The 17,420-nt window shown below is 38.5% G+C and carries 17 protein-coding genes; 11 read left to right on the top strand and 6 right to left on the bottom strand.

The window, feature by feature from the left end; translation table 11 throughout:
- Positions 1-107: 107 nt before the first annotated feature.
- Complete coding sequence (gene rsgA, locus RCJ93_RS12215; RefSeq protein ID WP_446739127.1) at positions 108-1,145, bottom strand: ribosome small subunit-dependent GTPase A; 1,038 nt, start codon at positions 1,143-1,145, stop codon at positions 108-110.
- A 264-nt stretch (positions 1,146-1,409) separates the two neighbouring features.
- Positions 1,410-1,574, bottom strand: coding sequence for a hypothetical protein (locus RCJ93_RS12210; RefSeq protein WP_446739126.1), 165 nt, complete (start codon positions 1,572-1,574; stop codon positions 1,410-1,412).
- A 366-nt stretch (positions 1,575-1,940) separates the two neighbouring features.
- On the opposite strand from RCJ93_RS12210, the gene RCJ93_RS12205 reads away from it, so the two are divergent.
- From RCJ93_RS12205 to RCJ93_RS12190, 4 genes are all read left to right on the top strand, one after another.
- Positions 1,941-3,338, top strand: coding sequence for an amino acid permease (locus RCJ93_RS12205; protein WP_150285287.1), 1,398 nt, complete (start codon positions 1,941-1,943; stop codon positions 3,336-3,338).
- A gap of 297 nt (positions 3,339-3,635) precedes the next feature.
- Positions 3,636-5,084: an MFS transporter gene (locus RCJ93_RS12200; protein ID WP_446739125.1), complete on the top strand. Its 1,449-nt coding sequence runs from the start codon at positions 3,636-3,638 to the stop codon at positions 5,082-5,084.
- 166 nt (positions 5,085-5,250) lie between these two features.
- Positions 5,251-6,210: an EamA family transporter gene (locus tag RCJ93_RS12195; protein WP_446739124.1), complete on the top strand. Its 960-nt coding sequence runs from the start codon at positions 5,251-5,253 to the stop codon at positions 6,208-6,210.
- Positions 6,210-6,644: a GNAT family N-acetyltransferase gene (locus RCJ93_RS12190; protein ID WP_446739123.1), complete on the top strand. Its 435-nt coding sequence runs from the start codon at positions 6,210-6,212 to the stop codon at positions 6,642-6,644. Before RCJ93_RS12195 ends, RCJ93_RS12190 begins: the two co-directional genes overlap by 1 nt.
- Before the next feature lie 70 nt (positions 6,645-6,714).
- Here the strand turns inward: RCJ93_RS12190 and RCJ93_RS12185 are convergent, their stop codons facing one another.
- Complete coding sequence (locus tag RCJ93_RS12185) at positions 6,715-7,974, bottom strand: diguanylate cyclase domain-containing protein (protein ID WP_446739122.1); 1,260 nt, start codon at positions 7,972-7,974, stop codon at positions 6,715-6,717.
- A 313-nt stretch (positions 7,975-8,287) separates the two neighbouring features.
- Here RCJ93_RS12185 and RCJ93_RS12180 point away from each other — a divergent pair, with 313 nt between their 5' ends.
- The 4 genes from RCJ93_RS12180 (at position 8,288) to bioB (ending at position 11,730) form a co-directional block, all read left to right on the top strand.
- Entirely contained in the window at positions 8,288-9,067 is a 780-nt protein-coding gene (locus RCJ93_RS12180) for a transporter substrate-binding domain-containing protein (protein WP_251647819.1), read from the top strand.
- A gap of 34 nt (positions 9,068-9,101) precedes the next feature.
- On the top strand, positions 9,102-9,767 hold the full coding sequence (locus RCJ93_RS12175; protein ID WP_147197297.1) for an amino acid ABC transporter permease: 666 nt from the start codon (positions 9,102-9,104) through the stop codon (positions 9,765-9,767).
- Between the two features lie 12 nt (positions 9,768-9,779).
- The gene (locus tag RCJ93_RS12170; RefSeq protein ID WP_066789876.1) at positions 9,780-10,523 is read left to right on the top strand and encodes an amino acid ABC transporter ATP-binding protein; all 744 of its coding nucleotides are present in this window, start codon (positions 9,780-9,782) and stop codon (positions 10,521-10,523) included.
- A 217-nt stretch (positions 10,524-10,740) separates the two neighbouring features.
- Complete coding sequence (bioB, locus tag RCJ93_RS12165) at positions 10,741-11,730, top strand: biotin synthase BioB (protein ID WP_446739121.1); 990 nt, start codon at positions 10,741-10,743, stop codon at positions 11,728-11,730.
- A 225-nt stretch (positions 11,731-11,955) separates the two neighbouring features.
- Here bioB and RCJ93_RS12160 read toward each other — a convergent pair whose 3' ends face one another.
- The gene (locus RCJ93_RS12160; protein WP_446739120.1) at positions 11,956-13,047 is read right to left on the bottom strand and encodes a DUF1648 domain-containing protein; all 1,092 of its coding nucleotides are present in this window, start codon (positions 13,045-13,047) and stop codon (positions 11,956-11,958) included.
- The gene (locus tag RCJ93_RS12155; protein ID WP_446739119.1) at positions 13,047-13,439 is read right to left on the bottom strand and encodes a GntR family transcriptional regulator; all 393 of its coding nucleotides are present in this window, start codon (positions 13,437-13,439) and stop codon (positions 13,047-13,049) included. The genes RCJ93_RS12160 and RCJ93_RS12155 overlap by 1 nt, the downstream gene beginning before the upstream one ends.
- A 345-nt stretch (positions 13,440-13,784) precedes the next feature.
- Here RCJ93_RS12155 and RCJ93_RS12150 point away from each other — a divergent pair, with 345 nt between their 5' ends.
- Positions 13,785-14,060, top strand: coding sequence for a hypothetical protein (locus RCJ93_RS12150; protein ID WP_066789863.1), 276 nt, complete (start codon positions 13,785-13,787; stop codon positions 14,058-14,060).
- A gap of 61 nt (positions 14,061-14,121) precedes the next feature.
- Here RCJ93_RS12150 and RCJ93_RS12145 read toward each other — a convergent pair whose 3' ends face one another.
- Positions 14,122-14,703 (bottom strand): uracil-DNA glycosylase, encoded by a 582-nt coding sequence (locus RCJ93_RS12145; protein ID WP_446739118.1) that lies wholly within the window; start codon positions 14,701-14,703, stop codon positions 14,122-14,124.
- Between the two features lie 150 nt (positions 14,704-14,853).
- Between RCJ93_RS12145 and RCJ93_RS12140 the strand changes: the two genes are divergently transcribed.
- Positions 14,854-15,615 (top strand): MerR family transcriptional regulator, encoded by a 762-nt coding sequence (locus RCJ93_RS12140; RefSeq protein WP_446739117.1) that lies wholly within the window; start codon positions 14,854-14,856, stop codon positions 15,613-15,615.
- Between the two features lie 259 nt (positions 15,616-15,874).
- Positions 15,875-17,296 (top strand): alanine/glycine:cation symporter family protein, encoded by a 1,422-nt coding sequence (locus RCJ93_RS12135; RefSeq protein ID WP_392996841.1) that lies wholly within the window; start codon positions 15,875-15,877, stop codon positions 17,294-17,296.
- Positions 17,297-17,420: the final 124 nt, after the last annotated feature.

The raw sequence follows: 17,420 nt of genomic DNA, 5'->3' as shown, positions 1-17,420 counted from the left end.
AAGGGTCCTTCTTTTATATGTTAAACACAAAAAAATACAGACAGAGAAAACACAGTTAGTTTTCTCTGTCTGTATGGGTGACCTTTATTATATAGTCTGCATCGCAGTTACTTGCGAGTTTTTCTTTTGCCTTGTTGTGATTTTTGATTAGCTTTCCGCTCAAGATATGCCAATTCTTTTTGGAGTTTTAAATAGTTCGCATAACGCTGTTTCTCTAAAACACCCTCATCGAGTGCTTTTTGAATGGCACAACCTGGCTCGGAATGGTGATTGCAGTTACGGAATTGACACTGGTTTGCAAGCGACTCAATATCTTTAAAACCAGAGTCTACACTATCGTTTTCATTCCAAAGCTGAAATTCTCGCATTCCAGGCGTATCAATTAAGATACCGCCAGCTGGCATTTTAATCAATTCGCGATGTGTAGTCGTATGGCGTCCTTTCGCATCATCTTCGCGGATGTCTTGGACCGCCATCCGGGCCTCTCCGCAAAGAGCATTGATAAGCGATGATTTGCCTACGCCAGAAGATCCCAGAAGAGCGGCTGTTTTACCGTTTTGTAGCATATCAGAAAGTGTATCAATACCTTCGCCTGTCTTTGAGCTAACAGCGACGACATCCGCGCCAATAGCCACTTGTTTTGCTTGATCTATATAATCTTCAGGATAGTCACAAACATCCTTCTTAGTTAAAACGACAACCGGCAATGCGCCAGAATCGTAGGCAGCCACTAAATATCGCTCTAAACGTCGTGCATTAAAATCATCATTCATAGAAGTAACAAGAAACACGATATCTACGTTGACGGCAATAATCTGTTCGGTGATTGCCATTCCTGCAACCTTCCGAGAGAAGAGGGAAGTCCTAGGCAAAAGGGAATGGATGATGCCTTTTTCCTCGCCTGGCATCTGTTCCACAGCAACCCAGTCACCGACTGCTGGGAAATCCCGCCGTTCAGCTGCAGCATGTGTAAAGCTGCCTGAACAGGTGGATAGCCATTCTCCTTCTGCTGTGACCACTCTATACATCCGTTTATGTTCTAATGTTACACGGCCTGGAACATAATTTCGTTCCGCCGTTTCAAAATTGTTTTTCCATTCATCTTGTCGTATATTATTCCAACCGTATTCGTTTAATTGATTCAAAGCATATTCCTCCTGTTATTTGCAAAATAAAAAGCATGGTCCGAGAACGGAAACCATGCTTCACCGCGCATAACAGAATAAACATGCCTAATTTATATTGGCATGGCAGGTGAATATATGGTCCCGTTCATTTGTGCAATAGCCTTATTCATCGTTACCATATAAATCACCTTCCTTCTGTAAGTTATCTCTAAGATAACAGGAAAAACGAATAACGTCAACATAAAAAATATATTATTTAAAATGTTTAGAAAAATATTTGTATTACTTATTCATTAATTTAATAATATGTTCCTTTGGATCCCAGCAATCAAATTTATATGCTGGTTTGGTTTCATAACCAAGCCTTGAGCAATAATATTTCATTCCTTCTGCTACTCTCTCCGCTTTGAAATACTGACATGTTGCACAGCAATGGAAATCCTTCATTATAGGAACCTCCGTCTCTACTAATTTGGTATTAACTTTATCACACCGCCATTGGCCACGAAAGATATAAAAAACAAATGGTTTCTATATTCTATGTATTCATTGTTAATAGCATTAGGGTAATATTATATCCGCTTTTAAAGAAGGAAAAAGCAAGGGTAAGTGGTTTTCAAGCGTACACCGAGGGGTAATTAAAATCTGTTAGTAGTAAAGATTAATAATATTGCAAAAATATATTGCGTATGCGACATAATTCGATTATATTTTTAGTAGCCAAAATGAGTGGTTATTCATCAAGGGGAGACAGGGGGAAGAAGTTTGAATGAGTTAAAGGGGAGCAGCACAAATCAAGGATTACAAAGAACGATGAAAGCACGGCATTTGTTTATGATATCACTGGGGGGAGTTATCGGATCGGGTTTATTCTTAGGCTCCGGTTATACAATTAGCCAGGCAGGCCCGGCTGGTGCTATTCTTTCATATTTAGTTGGCGGATTTATCATGTTTTTAACGATGTTATGTTTAGGTGAGTTATCTGTCGCTATGCCGGTTTCTGGTTCGTTCCAAACATATACAACAAAATTTATTGGTCCTGGCACAGGTTTTGCACTGGGCTGGCTTTATTGGTTAGGCTGGTCTGTTACAGTTGCGCTTGAGTTGCTATCATCTGGCCAGCTGATGCAACGATGGTTTCCAGATTCGCCAGTATGGATATGGTGCGCTATATTCGCCATTGTATTATTCTCATTGAATGCGCTTTCGGCCCGAGCTTTTGCTGAAACTGAATTCTGGTTCGCGAGTATTAAGATATTTGCTATTATTGCGTTTATCGTTTTAGGAGGAGCAGCGATTTTTGGTTTAGTCCCAATGCAAGGTGGACAAGCTGCACCGTTTTTGAGTAACTTCACAGCAAACGGCTTTTTGCCGCATGGTATAGGTGCACTGCTTATTACAATGATAGCTGTTAACTTCTCATTCCAAGGAACAGAGTTAATCGGGATCGCTGCGGGTGAAAGTGAAGAGCCAGAGAAGACGATTCCAAAATCAATCAAGCAAACAGTTTGGCGTACGCTGTTTTTCTTTGTATTAGCCATCTTTGTTGTAGCAAGCTTGATTCCAATGAAGCAAGCAGGTGTGGTAGAGAGTCCGTTTGTTGTCGTATTTGATAGTATCGGTATACCATATGCTGCAGATATAATGAACTTTGTCATTCTAACAGCATTATTATCAGTTGCAAACTCAGGAATTTATGCTGCAACACGTATGTTGTATGCTATGTCTACTGAGAAAATGGCAAGCCCTGCACTGACAAAGTTAAATAAACGTGGCGTTCCAATTAATGCACTTTTATTAACAATTGGCATTGCGTTATTATCCTTACTTTCAGGATTCTTTGCAGAAGAAACGGTATTCGTTTGGCTATTGTCGGTCGCTGGATTAGGTGCTCAGGTTGGGTGGATTTCTATTTCCGCTTCACAAATTGCATTCCGCAGAAAATTTATTCGCGAGGGTGGTAAAGTGGAGGATCTTAAATTTAAAACACCACTGTTCCCACTTGTTCCGATTGTTTCGTTAACATTAAATTGTATTGTGTTGCTCAGCCTTGCCTTTGATTCTGAACAACGGCTGGCACTGTATCTAGGCACACCATTTGTTATCGCATGCTATCTGATTTATCATTTCAAAATTAAAAAGAAACGTGAAAACTTAGGTGTAGGCGAACAACAACTGCAATTGAAAGAAAATAAAACAATGACTGTCTAACTGACATGTAAAATCTTCAATCTCTTCGGAGGTTGGAGATTTTTTTATTTTGAACGGATGGTGGGTTTGAGTTGAAAATAATCGGTTATAAAAAGAGTTGGGGAGAGATATGAGCGAGCAGATAAAAACTAAGGAGAGAGTAGAAATTATAAAAGTACTACATGCTTCATTGATTATTTTAAAAACATCTATACTGAAAGATAAATTTCTTAAAAAAGGGCAATATAAAAACATATATAGCGCTTGCTTAATTAAATGCTTTTATAAAAGATTATTTACCGAAGAGGAGTTGTTTATGTGGATCAAGACAATTTAACAATAGAGCCCGGCGATATTAATGTTGTAAATTCGAAAAAAACACGAAAAGCAGTAGTAGCGACGGGCATTGGAAATGCGATGGAATGGTTTGACTTTGGTCTGTATGCTTATTTGGCTGTTACGCTAAGTGAACTCTTTTTTACAGGTGTAGGTAACAGTGGTCTGCAATTGATCTTTACGTTTGGTACTTTTGCTGTTGCCTTCCTCGTGCGGCCAATTGGGGGAATTATCTTTGGGCGGATAGGTGATCTTCATGGGAGAAAAATTGTATTAAGCGTCACCATTATTATGATGGCCTTTTCAACTTTGATTATCGGTCTATTACCTACGTATGAAAAAATTGGTGTCTGGGCACCCATTTTATTGTTGCTTGCCCGTATGATTCAAGGCTTCTCCACAGGCGGCGAGTACTCTGGCGCCATGGTATATATTGCAGAATCTTCCCCTGATAAGAAGCGAGGAAGGTGGGGAAGTGGTCTTGAGATTGGTACTCTCGTCGGCTATATTGCAGCCTCAGGCATTGTGACTTTACTGACAGTATTCGTATCTGATGACCAAATGAATTCCTGGGGATGGCGATTGCCGTTTCTGATTGCTGCACCGATCGGGCTGATTGGTTTGTATCTTCGTCGCCATCTAGAAGAATCTCCAGTTTTTGAGGAGATGGAACAAGCGCAGGAGGATGCATCACAGCCAACCTTTAAGGATATTGTGAAGCATTACAAGAAGGATTTGCTGTTAAGCATAGTGATAGTTGCCTTTTATAATATTACCAACTATATGATTTTATCTTATATCCCATCTTATTTGACTGAGACGCTGAAGATTAATCAAACGGCTGGCTTAATTATTTTGCTTATTGTAATGGTGCTAATGATTCCGCTTGCGTTATATTTCGGACGGCTTAGCGACCGTATAGGCAACAAGAAAGTTGTGCAAATCGGCTTAATTGGCTTATTAATTTTTGCCATCCCAGCTTTTTGGATGATGGGTACAGGCAGAATAGGCTTCGTCTTTGTTTCCATTTTACTGCTCGGCCTGTTTTTAAGCTGTTACGAAGGTACAGTGCCTTCTTTGTTGCCATCATTATTTTTCACAGATGTTCGTTACCGTGCATTAGCAGTATCGTTCAATATTTCCGTCTCCATCTTTGGTGGAACGACCCCGCTTTTAGCTTCATATCTTGTTCATGCGACCAATAATACTCTCTCACCTGCTATTTATTTAGTCGTCGTCAGCTTGATTGGCTTGATTGTATTTACATGGTTATTCACTAGCACTTCTGGGATTGCCCTAAAAGGTTCATACCCAACGGTCGATACAAAAAAGGATTTCAAGGATGTTCTGAGACAAGACCCGGAAGAGGCTTTATGGTGGAAGGATGAAACCATTGAAGCGAAAGAGAACAATAAAACAGAAGATACCTAAATAAAAAAGGCAATGCAGAATCGTCTGCTTGCCTTTTTTTGTTTATTAAATGTCGACCAAATTGTTATTGTATTTTCATCTAGGATACGATAGCATTAGCGTTATTAACTGAATTAACAAAAAATTAGTAGCGTATGATTAAAAGAGTAATTGGAGAGTCGGGATTATGAAGGGAATGAATAGAAAGAAAGGTCTTATACTTGTCATTATCGGAGCAGTGCTTTGGGGGATTAGCGGCACGGTTTCGCAAAAATTATTTCAGCAATTTCATGTCAATGTGAATGGACTTGTGACGATACGGCTACTAGTAGCAGGTGTCTTACTTTTGGGGATGCAATCATTTAGAAGTACACGTTCCCACGTTTTTGGCGTATGGCGAAACAAATGGAGTGCCCTTCGGCTAGTGATCTTCGGGCTTCTCGGCATGCTTGCAGTTCAATATACATACATGGCATCCATCAAATACGGTAATGCCGCGGTGGCGACATTGTTGCAGTATTTAGCGCCAGTAATGATTATTCTTTACTTATTGCTCCGTAGACAAACAGTTTTTTCACGACATGATGCAGTAACTGTTTTGCTTGCATTGATGGGCTGTTTTTTACTACTGACGAATGGATCAGTATCCAATCTATCAGTGTCACCTGTTGCCGTTGCTTGGGGCATATTATCTGGGCTTGCTTTGGCCTTTTATACTTTATATTCTGTGCCTTTACTTGCTCAGTTTGATTCTCAGGTGATTGTTGGCTGGGCCATGATTATTGGCGGAGTCGCACTTAGTTTGATTCATCCGCCGTGGCAAATAGACTTTTCAAGTTTTTCTCCAGTTGCATATATGTACTTACTATTCGTCATTGTATTCGGCACGATGATTGCATTTTGGTTTTATATCGAAAGCCTTCAAAGTCTCTCTCCAAAAGAAACCAGTCTTTTTAGCAGTTTAGAACCTCTGGCAGCAGTACTTACAACTGTATTTTGGTTAAAAGAACCCTTTGGTATCTTTCAGTGGGTTGGAACGCTCTGTATTTTTGGAATGATTTTGTTATTGGCATTTCAAAAGAAGCCTTCTTCTAAAGCAGAGAAAGTTGCGGAAACAAATTACGATGAAAAGAGTGATGTGGGATAATGATTACGTTCAAAGATATCGATCGGCATAATTTTATGAATGTCATTAATTTAAAAGTGGCAGATGAACAAAAAAACTTTGTGGCATCGAATTTATTTTCACTTGCCCAGGCAAAAGCTTATCCGGAATGTATTTGCTTAGCTATCTATGCTGAGGAGGTTCTAGTCGGTTTTACTATGTATTGTATTGATGCGGATGACGGAGAGTATTGGATTTACCGTTTAATGATTGATGCGCAATACCAGGGGAAAGGGTACGGGAAGGCTGCTATGAAAAAACTGATGAGCTTGATCAAAAAAGATACAGCTCATCATGTGATTTATCTAAGCTTTGAGCCAGAGAATGAAGGCGCAAAAGCACTGTATGAAAAATTGGGCTTTAACGGCGATGGTAGAGTAATCGAAGGGGAAATTGTGTATAAGTATAGCTATTAATAGTTGTATGGTCAAAATTTGATTTAAACAGTGTAAAAAAGGGAATCTATTTAATAGATTCCCTTTTTTTTTATTCTATAGAGAAGTTGTTTTTACCGTCTTGTTTGATGCGATACATAGCATTATCGGCCTTTGTAATGAGAGAAAGAAAATCTTTACCGTCATCCGGATAAACGCTAATTCCAATGCTGCCTGTCACACTGATTGTATGACCTTCAATTTCAAATGGCTGCTTAAAGGCCTCTAAGATGCGTTGTGTTTTTTCTTTTATGCTTTCTATATCCCAAATATCATCTAAGATGAGAATAAATTCATCTCCACCATAGCGGCAAATAAAATCGTTCTTCTCTACATAGCTTTCTAAGTGTGCAGCTGTCATGACAAGCAATTGATCGCCGATTTCATGGCCAAGCGAATCATTAATGCTTTTGAAATTATCCAAATCCATAAATAAGAAAGCAACTCGTTTCTTGTCAGTCGTATCTTCAATGATAGTTGCCATTTTTTTATGCAAAAAGCGTCTATTAGGTAAATTTGTAAGCTGGTCATAATGAGCTTGGTTATAGATAACCTTTTCTAGCTCTTTTCTTTCGGTGATATCGTGTGCAATAGTTGACAGGAATTCCACCGTACCATTTTCAGTTTTGTGAGCGACTAGCATGTGGGAAACCGGAACTTCAATTCCATCACCATTTATAATGGTTGTTTCACCTTTCCAATAGCCTTTTTCTATTGCTGTAGGAATGCCTTCGTTTTTAATAAAATCAGTCATCCATCTACTCGTTACAGATTGAATATTTTCCTTCGTAATGCCAAGGATGTTGCGTGCGGCTGGATTGTAATAGAAGCTATTTCCGTTGATATCTAAAGTTGCAATAAAGCTAGGCGAAGCATCTAAAATTTCTATTAGCTGTTTCTGTTTTTGTTCTATTAGTTTTCTTTCAGTGATATCCCGGTCTACCCCTATATAGCAAATACATTCACCTTCGTCATTTAAAATAGGAGAGCCGCTCGTTTCTAAAATGACTTCATGGCCATCACGATGCAAGTTAATATTTTCTAAGCTGTTAATTGGCAGTTTATTCGCAACGTGATACTGAAAAATGGGGCCTATCCGCTTTCCCTCATCTGGTTCCATCAAATCGAATGGAGTTCGGCCTATTATTTCATCTGGTGTATAGCCTAAAATCTGTTCAATTTGCGGACTTGCGTAGGTATAAACTCCATTAGCATCCACTTCCCATATCCAATCACTTACTTGCTCCACAAGCTTGCGATATCTTTCATCATCTGCTTGAAGAGTAACATTACTTAATATATGTTTTTCCATAAATACCATCCTAAAATTTCTAATTGTAAGAAAGATTATAGCAAAAAATGGTGAAAACACTACTACTTTTTTTCTAAGAAATGTTAAAATTTTTTATTTTGAAAAAGTAAAGTCTTAAAATCTCTTAGTTACTGTCTAGTTTATTAAATCGCATGAAATAGAGGCATTCGAGCTGTTTGGGGAAGAATCGTATACCCATAATCTAAAACTATGTCAGCTGCTTTTTTATATTTATAAAAGATTTAGAGGTTATTTTCAGCAATTGAGGGGTAAGTAACAATATAACTTGCTTTGGAGAGAGGAGAGATGAAGCATGAAAAAAACATACATATTTACCTTGTTAGGCTTGTTATTGATCGGTTTGCTTTCTGGATGTGCAGAAAAGGAAAAGCTTAGCGATGGCACAGAGCTAGTTGAGAAAGGTAAGTTTATATATGCTGCTTCCGGAGAGTTCAAGCCATTTAGTTATATGAAGAAAGACCTTACTATGACAGGTTTTGATATTGCAGTAGGAGAGGCTGTTGGTAAGGAATTGGGTCTTGAACCTGTACAAAAAAGGATGAAATTTAAAGGATTAATAGAAGGGATTAAAACAGGTAGAGCGGATGTTGCTGTTGCCAGTCATACGATTAATGATGCTCGTGCAAAGCATGTCGCATTCTCTACACCTTATTATTACTCTGGCCCACAAATCTTTACAAGGTCAAATAGCAAAATTAAAACAACTAAAGATCTAAAGGGCAAAGAAGTGGCGGTTGCCAAAGGTTCTACGTATGCAGACATTGCTGGTAGATATACGAAAAATGTCAAAACATACGATAGTGACATTACAGCGTTAAAAGCGCTTAGCATGGGGCGCCACGATGCAGTAGTGACGGACTTTGTTACAGGTAAAAGTGCGAAGAAGGAAGGCTTTAAGATTAAAGGCCAACAATTAATTGAACGAAGTGAACAAGCTATTGTATTGCCGAAAGATAATCCGAAGCTTCTTAAACGTGTTAATGAAGCGCTGGACCATCTGCGTGACGATGGCACACTTGCTAAAATCAGCAAAAAATACTTTGGCCAAGATATCACCAAAAAGCCAGAATAATTACTAGATATTAATAAGGAAGGAAGTGGGTAACATGCCTAGCTTTTCACATTTTTTTGACACACTTATAAGCAGCAAAGGTTTATTTATAGATGCGATGATGGTCACCCTCGAATTGACGGTTGTATCTATTTTAATCGGTATTATTTTTGGGTTATTCTTTGCCCTACTAAAAATTTCACGTATTAAAGTTCTTGGTTATATTTCAAATTTATATGTATTCCTTGTGCGCGGGACTCCGCTGATCGTACAAATCTTTATTCTATACTTTGGTTTTAGTGGTATTTTCTTAATCTCAGATTTCTGGGCAGCAGCATTAGCGCTTGCTTTCCATAATGGGGCCTATATCGCTGAAATTTTCCGCGGGACTATTCAATCTGTGGACAAGGGACAAATGGAAGCAGGTCGTTCTCTTGGGATGACTAGAAGTACGACTATCCGTCGAATTATTCTTCCACAAGCATTCCGAAGAGCATTGCCACCGCTTGGCAACCAATTCATCATCGGTCTGAAGGATTCATCTTTAGCTGCCTTCATTTCCATGAATGAGCTCTTCAACGTAGCTACGACACTTGGTTCCAATAACTTTGATGAGATGACGTATTTATTGATTGTAGCTGTGTACTACTTAGTACTTGTTGCACTATTAACATTAGCTGTTAGCTTGTTTGAAAAGAAATTAGCAGTGAGCGACCGATAGGAGGTTACTAGAATGAGTGAAAGAGAAATGATACGAATTGAACACCTAAACAAGTCTTTTGGCGATTTGCATGTATTAAAAGACATAAATCTTTCTGTACATGAAAGTGATGTGGTTTGTCTTGTCGGAGCATCTGGTTCTGGGAAGAGTACATTATTAAGATGCTTGAACTTTTTAGAAAGAAAGGATAATGGAAATATCTTTATTCAAGGCGAAAACATCATACCAAAAACGCATGATATGAATGAGGTAAGACAAAGAGTCGGCATGGTTTTTCAACATTTTAACTTGTTCCCTCACAAAACAGTCATTGAAAATATTATAGAAGCACCAACCGTTGTAAGGAAAGTATCAAAAGATGAGGCAATTGCTGAAGCAAAAGAATTACTTAAGAAAGTGGGACTTGAGGACAAAGCAGATGTCTATCCAAGTAAACTATCTGGCGGTCAAAAACAAAGGGTAGCGATTGCTAGAGCACTTGCAATGAAACCAGACATTATGCTTTTCGATGAGCCAACATCCGCGCTAGACCCTGAACTTGTTGGTGAGGTATTGGCGACGATGAAAGAATTGGCCGATGAAGGGATGACAATGGTTGTCGTAACGCATGAGATGGGCTTCGCACGTGAAGTAGCGGATTGGATTGTCTATATGAACGAAGGTCAAATTATCGAATTAGACCGTCCTGAAGAATTCTTTGAAAATCCAAAAGAAGAACGGACGAAGGAATTCCTTAAAACCACCGCGCTTAAATAAAAGAAATATAATTAAAAGGATAGAAGAGCTTGAAGTAACTTGCTCTATCTATCCTTTTTTATTTTTTGTGCCTTTTGAACAATACAGCACCAATTTATTTTTCTTTAACAGTTATATAATTTCCTTTGAAAACTATTCGGCGTGGTTTATAATTTTTGTTAACCAAATTAATTATATGGTTAACGAATGTTAATTTCTATTAAAGGGGGAAATGTACATGATTAAAGAAAAAGTGCTAGAACAATTGGCAGATCAAGTGATTAAAGGGAAGGCATTAAATAAAGATGAAGCACTTTCACTGTTGCAAATAGGCGATAAAGATGTTTTAGCATTAATGAATGCGGCTTATAAGATTCGATCCCATTACTTTGGTAATAAAGTGAAATTAAATATGATTATAAATGCGAAGTCAGGCCTTTGCCCAGAAGACTGCGGGTATTGTTCCCAATCAATTGTTGCAGAAACGCCAATAGAGAAATATGCGTGGCTTACAAAAGAGACGATTATCCAAGGTGCCAATGAGGCCATCTCTCGCAAGGCGGGTACATACTGTATTGTTGCATCTGGTAGACGCCCTACTGATAGGGAAATTGCACATGTGATTGAGGCTGTAAAGGAAATTCGCGATACAACAGATTTAAAAATTTGTTGCTGTTTAGGATTTTTAAAACCTAGCCATGCTGAAGCATTAGCAGATGCGGGCGTACATCGCTACAACCACAATATAAATACGCATCGTGATCAATACGAGGAAATTTGTTCAACACATACGTACGACCAAAGAATTGATACAGTACAAGAGGCAAAAAAGGCAGGGATTTCCCCGTGTTCTGGTGCTATTTTTGGAATGGGGGAAAGTGAAGAGCAACAAGTAGAAATGGCCTTTGAATTGCATGATTTAGATGCCGATTCAATCCCATGTAATTTCCTTGTGGCCATAGAAGGAACACCATTGGGTGGAAAAAAAGAATTAACACCTGTGCAATGCTTAAAAATTCTTGCTATGATGCGTTTTATAAACCCAACGAAAGAAATTCGTATTTCTGGCGGGCGAGAAAAAAACCTTGGAACCCTTCAACCTTTAGGGCTATTTGCGGCTAATTCTATCTTTGTTGGTGACTATTTAACGACCAAAGGACAACAACCGTTAGATGACTGGAAAATGATTGATGATTTAGGGTTTGAAATTGAGGAATGTGCTTTGTAAAAGGAGTTATTTAATTCAATGAGGATTAAAGTTTTTGCATCGGATGTCTAATGAGTAATTGGAAAGAAGTTAAATACTCACCGTATTTCAAATAAAAAAAGGTACATCACTAAATACATGTGATGTACCTTTTAGCTTTTGCTAATTATAACACTACATTCATTTAACTATAATTTTGCAGTTTTATTCCTACATTTTTGATGTAAGCAACGTTAGACCGTCTTTCTAGCCTAAAAATAATGGTAGCCCCGTTGCCAAGAAAATAATTGCCGCGAGTATGATCCAAGAAAGTGGGTGAGCCCAGTTATTTGTCCAGCCTACGCCAAATCGTTTTTCCAAAAAGATAGCTGGGTCATTGCGATTGAAATAAAAGACTCCTAGCTTCCAATGCTGGTCATCATCTCGATCAATTAAATCTCCCTTTACTGTAGAGACCACACTTCGAACACGGCTACCGCCTTGCCCTGTTGTGATCGATAATACAATGGCTCCAATGCAAATGACTAAAGTAAACATCAGTGGGACATATAGTTGCACTTGGCTATTAATCTGATAAAAAAGTGATAGCTGTGGCACCGTTAAAATTAGAATCAGTGCAAGGCCTGTTAAAATAGTAAACAATGACCATCTGCGACGAAAGACAATGTTTTTTTGCAAAGATTCCTCAGGATTTGCAGAAGATACCTGTTGTTTTGCTTTTGCAATCACGACATTAATGAAGAGCATCAGTAATGTTAGATAGATTTGTAAAATCGGCATTAGCATGACAGAACGATAAGATTTGGTCGACCAGCTTGTAACTTCTCCATTAAAGTCATACTGCGTAGGAAAACGAGCAGGAATGTCGTCATAATGCAATAATGTGAAAATCATTGTGGCAAAAGATACGACTAAATGAATAACAAACCAGTAGTTAGAGTAAGTAAGCTTTTGGTGGCGGAACTGTGTATTGACTGTAATCTTTTGCGGCTTCCTCATCCAATCAGGATTTTGTTCTTTTAACTTTTTCATCTTTCCATGGAAGAAAAGATAAAGGGCAAAGGATGCAGCAAGAAAAATGAATATCATGGCAGTGTACAAGCCGGCGATTTTATTCTCGCTCATCCCAGAACCTAAATATGCAAGAATGGCAGTTAAGATAATGGCAAGGACACTGGCTGACCAAGCGTATGTTTTACGCATTTGTTTAATGTTAGATTGTACATAAACCTCTTCAGGAATGGAAACACCAAAGCTTTCTGTCTTCCGTGTCCAATACGGAATAAAGATAGTTGGAATAAATAATGGAACCAACATAAGAATTAAAAAGATGAACATCAACTATCACTCCTTTTCTCGAAATCCTTATAAATTTGTAAACAAAGCTTTTGAAACTCATCATGGGATACATCCCTGCAAATACTTTCGGCTATTAAGGGACGGAGCTTGGCAGATAGCGTAGTATAGTAGGATTCATCTGCTTTTTGAACACCATCCGGGTGGATAAACACGCCTTTTTGTCGATGAATCTGGATAAAGCCTTCTTGCTTTAACTGTTGGTATGCTTTATTGACGGTATGAAGATTGATACCTAGATCTGCGGCTAGGGATCTGACAGATGGCAATCCTTCACCTGGCTTTAACTCTTTTTTAGCGATTCCTTCAATAATCTGTTGTTTTAATTGTGTATAAATGGGTTCTTCAGTTTCAAGATCAAGAGAGATAAACAAACTTTTCACACTCCTTTTTTGTATTAACTGTTATATATAATGTATAACAGACAAACAAAGGTGTCAACATATTTTCTGAAAAATATAAATCCATCCTATTGTTTAGTGAAAAAAAGGGAAAGTAAGTGGACATAAGTCCAATCGTAGTTAGTAAATGAAGTGTGTGTTTTTAAAGTTGTTCAAGATAGGTAGTGAATCAGCTAGACGATGTTTGAACCTGGAGGGTGACAATTAACGAGTGAGCAGCGAAGAAATTTAGGATGAACTATAGTCAAATGTATACTTTTTTCAGATTCCCTAATACTAATTCAGATTATCTAGTTAGCAGGAAGGGAAGAGAGAAATTTGGCAAAGCACTCAGATACAAGCTGGAAACAAGACCATCCCAGCACATTATTCGGTAATTCTGTACAAAAGGCAGACCGCATGTTAAAAATTGCGAAGTCTCATCCAGAGGAAATCGCGGTTGAGCATGCATTTGATCAAATTGCGCACAGCGAAAATGCGAAGAAAAATGCAGAGGAATATGGAGAGCATCTTGATATGGTAGAGCTAAACGCAAAACAATTGGAGCTCATCAAGAAAGATCTGGAGCAAGTACAAAAGATGATTAAAGAATAATAATGTAAAATCCCCACCGGAAAAAAGGTAGGGGATTTTTAAATATTTTTAAATCGCGATGTTAGTTATAATGATCTTTTGAAGCACTTCGAACGCTCTTGGCAACCAATTGAAAGTCCTCCAGAAATTTTGACCATAGATTTGGACGTCGTCTTACCGCGAAAGGATGATAGGCGACAGTAGTTTGAAAACCGCGGACATTGTAAAATTTCCCTCGTAATGTTTTCACATCTGCAGCTTCATCTTGAAAAAAAGACTGGACTGCCACATTCCCAAGACAGAAGACGAGCTTTGGATTTGTAATAACCAATTGTTGTTGGAGATGTTGGAGACAGATTTCGCGTGTTCTTTCTTTATCATATGCTCGCTTTGGCTTTCTTTTAAGCACATAGGTGACATAGAAATCATCTGCTGACAATCCAGATTCATGTACGGCTCTTTGCAGCGTTTGGCGTGTAGTACAAACGTAAGGGCGTTCTTCTCGATCTTCTCGTTCTCCAGGGTTATCCAATAGGATAAGGATAGGTGCCTTCGGATTTCCCTCGCCCCAAATCATACGAGATCCTTGCTGGAAGAGGCCACAGTCCTGGCAGTTTTGCTGGCTTTCTGGTGTTGGATCTTCTGGCCATAAGCAAAAATTCAACTAATCTCTCCCTCCCTTATGTGTATTTTTGTATTTAAGTTATATTGTGCTCATTTGTTTTAAAAAAATAGCCTTACTTATAGAATTATCCTTGACCCTTACGCAACGGAAAGGCTTATGATTTTTATTAAAGAGAAGGGAGGGTGTGGAATGGAATATAGCGTGAAAGAATTAGCGGAGCTGTCAGGAGTGAGCAGTCGAACACTTCGTTATTATGATGAAATCTGCCTTTTAAAACCAGCGCGCTGGAGTGAAGCAGGCTACCGAGTTTATGAAGAAAAGCAAGTGGATTTGCTACAGCAAATTTTATTTTATCGCGAACTGGGGATTGAATTGAAGGAGATTAAGAGAATCGTATGCAATCCTTCTTACGACCAACTGGAAGCGTTAAAGGGCCACTATCGAGAATTAGAGCAAAAGCGCAATCATCTCGATCAATTGCTTAGTACGGTAAGACAAACAATTAGTAGCAGGGAGAGGGGAATAAGAATGAGTGATTCAGATAAATTTGCAGGTTTCAAAGAACAATTAATAGAAGAAAACGAAAAAAACTACGGCAAGGAAGCACGTGAAAAATATGGTGAGGACACCATTGATGAGAGCAATGATAGATTGCGGGATATGTCGGAAGAGAAGTTCGAAAAGATGAAGGCTCTTGAAGCGGATATTTTACAGTTGCTGAAAGAAGCTTACGCGACGGGGAATCCAGCATCAAAGAAAGCACAAGAGCTAGCTGATAAACATAGACAGTGGCTGCTATACTCATGGAAGAGTTATTCAAAAGAAGCGCATGCAGGGCTAGCGGAAATGTATGTGGCAGATGAACGGTTCAAGGAATATTACGATAAAGCGGTTCAAGGTGGAGCACAGTTCCTAAAAGAGGCTATTGTAAACTATGTTGCAACAGAATAAGTTTATGTGAGGCGCATTCCTAATGGGAATGCGCTATTTTTCATTCTTTTGTATAAAACCATTTAAATTTAACCATTCCTTTACTTACTAAAGTTATCATTGATATAATTTAAAAGTTATATAAGCATAAGATTCTATCTGAATACGTAAAATCGCTTCATCAGAATGATTTCTTTTTTAATAAAGCGAACCGCACCTGAAGTCTGGCGGGGACGATTCGGACGTACATGCTAAATTCAGTTGATATAGGAGGGGAAACATGGACAACTTAAACAATATCGTAAATAGCACGAATGAGTATCTTTATTCATATGTATTGATTATTTTATTAATCGGGGCAGGTCTCTTTTTTACGATTCGAATGAAATTTATTCAATTTCGTATGATTCCTGAGATGTTTAGGCTGCTAACAGAAAAAACGCCAACAGACTCATCGGGGAAAAAGGGGATTTCATCCTTCCAGGCCTTCACCATCTCAGCGGCATCCCGAATTGGGACGGGTAATATAGCCGGGGTTGCTACAGCCATTGCTATTGGGGGTCCTGGAGCCGTTTTTTGGATGTGGATGATCGCCCTAATTGGCGGTGCATCAGCTTTAATTGAGAGCACATTAGCACAAGTGTATAAAGTGAAAGACAAAGAAACGGGATTATATCGCGGTGGTCCAGCCTATTATATGGAGAAGGGGCTTAATAAGAGATGGATGGGTGTTCTCTTTGCCATCGTAATTACATTAACATACGGCTTTGTTTTCAATGCTGTACAAGCCAATACGATTACGATTGCGTTTAAGGAGAGCTTTGGAGCAAACCGTTTAGTAGTGGGTATAATCTTGGCTGTGTTAACAGGTATTATCGTCTTTGGCGGTTTGAAACGAATTGTTAGTGTAACACAAGTTATCGTACCTGTTATGGCGATTGCCTATATTGCGGTTGCACTTCTTGTTATTCTGCTAAATATTACTGAACTACCGCATGTATTGCTGTTGATTATCAAATCTGCTTTTGGCTGGGAAGAAGCCTTTGCAGGGATGGTAGGCGCCGCGGTGATGCAGGGAATCAAGCGTGGTTTGTTCTCGAATGAAGCTGGGATGGGTTCTGCGCCAAATGCAGCAGCCACTGCTTCTGTTACGCATCCTGTAAAACAAGGATTGATCCAGACATTGGGCGTATTCATCGATACGATCCTTGTATGTACTTCGACAGCTGCCATCGTTTTACTGAGTGATGCCTATATGCAGAATGATGCAAAGTCTGTAAACCTAACACAACTTTCTTTAGTATCAAACCTAGGCGATTGGGCAGGAATATTCTTGGCTATAGCAGTATTTTTATTTGCTTTTAGTACGGTTATTGGCAACTATTACTATGGTGAAACAAATATTGGGTTTATTAAAGATTCTAAAACAGCTATGTTTATTTTCCGTATTTTAGCGGTTGGCTTTGTGTTATTTGGTTCTTTAGCTAAAGTCGATTTAGTTTGGAATTTGGCGGATCTCTTTATGGCGATGATGGCGATTATCAATTTAATTGCTATTATATTGCTATGGAAGGTTGCAAAACCAGTCATTCGCAACTACCTTGATCAACGGAAACAAGGGAAAAACCCAGTGTTCTACAAAAAAGATGTCCCAGAAGTGGGCGATATTGAATGTTGGGGAGAAGACGAAGAAAATCGTTAAACATTAGAACACATTCCATTAAGGAATGTGTTCTTTTATTTTGTTGAGAAATAAATGATATTATTTTACGATATTTTATAAAAGCGAATTGTTATTTATTGTTAAATCAGTAATTTAGGTATTT

Source organism: Rummeliibacillus sp. BSL5 (genome assembly GCF_052928305.1).
Note: the sequence above shows the minus strand (reverse complement) of the source record. Positions and strands in the feature narration are given on the sequence as shown.

What these genes read in the sequence shown, in the direction of transcription:
- RCJ93_RS12210 (WP_446739126.1), bottom strand. Translation starts at nt 1,574, where the DNA reads ATGAAGGATTTCCATTGCTGTGCAACATGTCAGTATTTCAAAGCGGAG.
- RCJ93_RS12205 (WP_150285287.1), top strand. Translation starts at nt 1,941, where the DNA reads ATGAAAGCACGGCATTTGTTTATGATATCACTGGGGGGAGTTATCGGA.
- RCJ93_RS12195 (WP_446739124.1), top strand. Translation starts at nt 5,251, where the DNA reads ATGAAGGGAATGAATAGAAAGAAAGGTCTTATACTTGTCATTATCGGA.
- RCJ93_RS12190 (WP_446739123.1), top strand. Translation starts at nt 6,210, where the DNA reads ATGATTACGTTCAAAGATATCGATCGGCATAATTTTATGAATGTCATT.
- RCJ93_RS12185 (WP_446739122.1), bottom strand. Translation starts at nt 7,974, where the DNA reads ATGGAAAAACATATATTAAGTAATGTTACTCTTCAAGCAGATGATGAA.
- RCJ93_RS12180 (WP_251647819.1), top strand. Translation starts at nt 8,288, where the DNA reads ATGAAAAAAACATACATATTTACCTTGTTAGGCTTGTTATTGATCGGT.
- RCJ93_RS12175 (WP_147197297.1), top strand. Translation starts at nt 9,102, where the DNA reads ATGCCTAGCTTTTCACATTTTTTTGACACACTTATAAGCAGCAAAGGT.
- RCJ93_RS12170 (WP_066789876.1), top strand. Translation starts at nt 9,780, where the DNA reads ATGAGTGAAAGAGAAATGATACGAATTGAACACCTAAACAAGTCTTTT.
- bioB (WP_446739121.1), top strand. Translation starts at nt 10,741, where the DNA reads ATGATTAAAGAAAAAGTGCTAGAACAATTGGCAGATCAAGTGATTAAA.
- RCJ93_RS12160 (WP_446739120.1), bottom strand. Translation starts at nt 13,047, where the DNA reads ATGTTCATCTTTTTAATTCTTATGTTGGTTCCATTATTTATTCCAACT.
- RCJ93_RS12140 (WP_446739117.1), top strand. Translation starts at nt 14,854, where the DNA reads ATGGAATATAGCGTGAAAGAATTAGCGGAGCTGTCAGGAGTGAGCAGT.
- RCJ93_RS12135 (WP_392996841.1), top strand. Translation starts at nt 15,875, where the DNA reads ATGGACAACTTAAACAATATCGTAAATAGCACGAATGAGTATCTTTAT.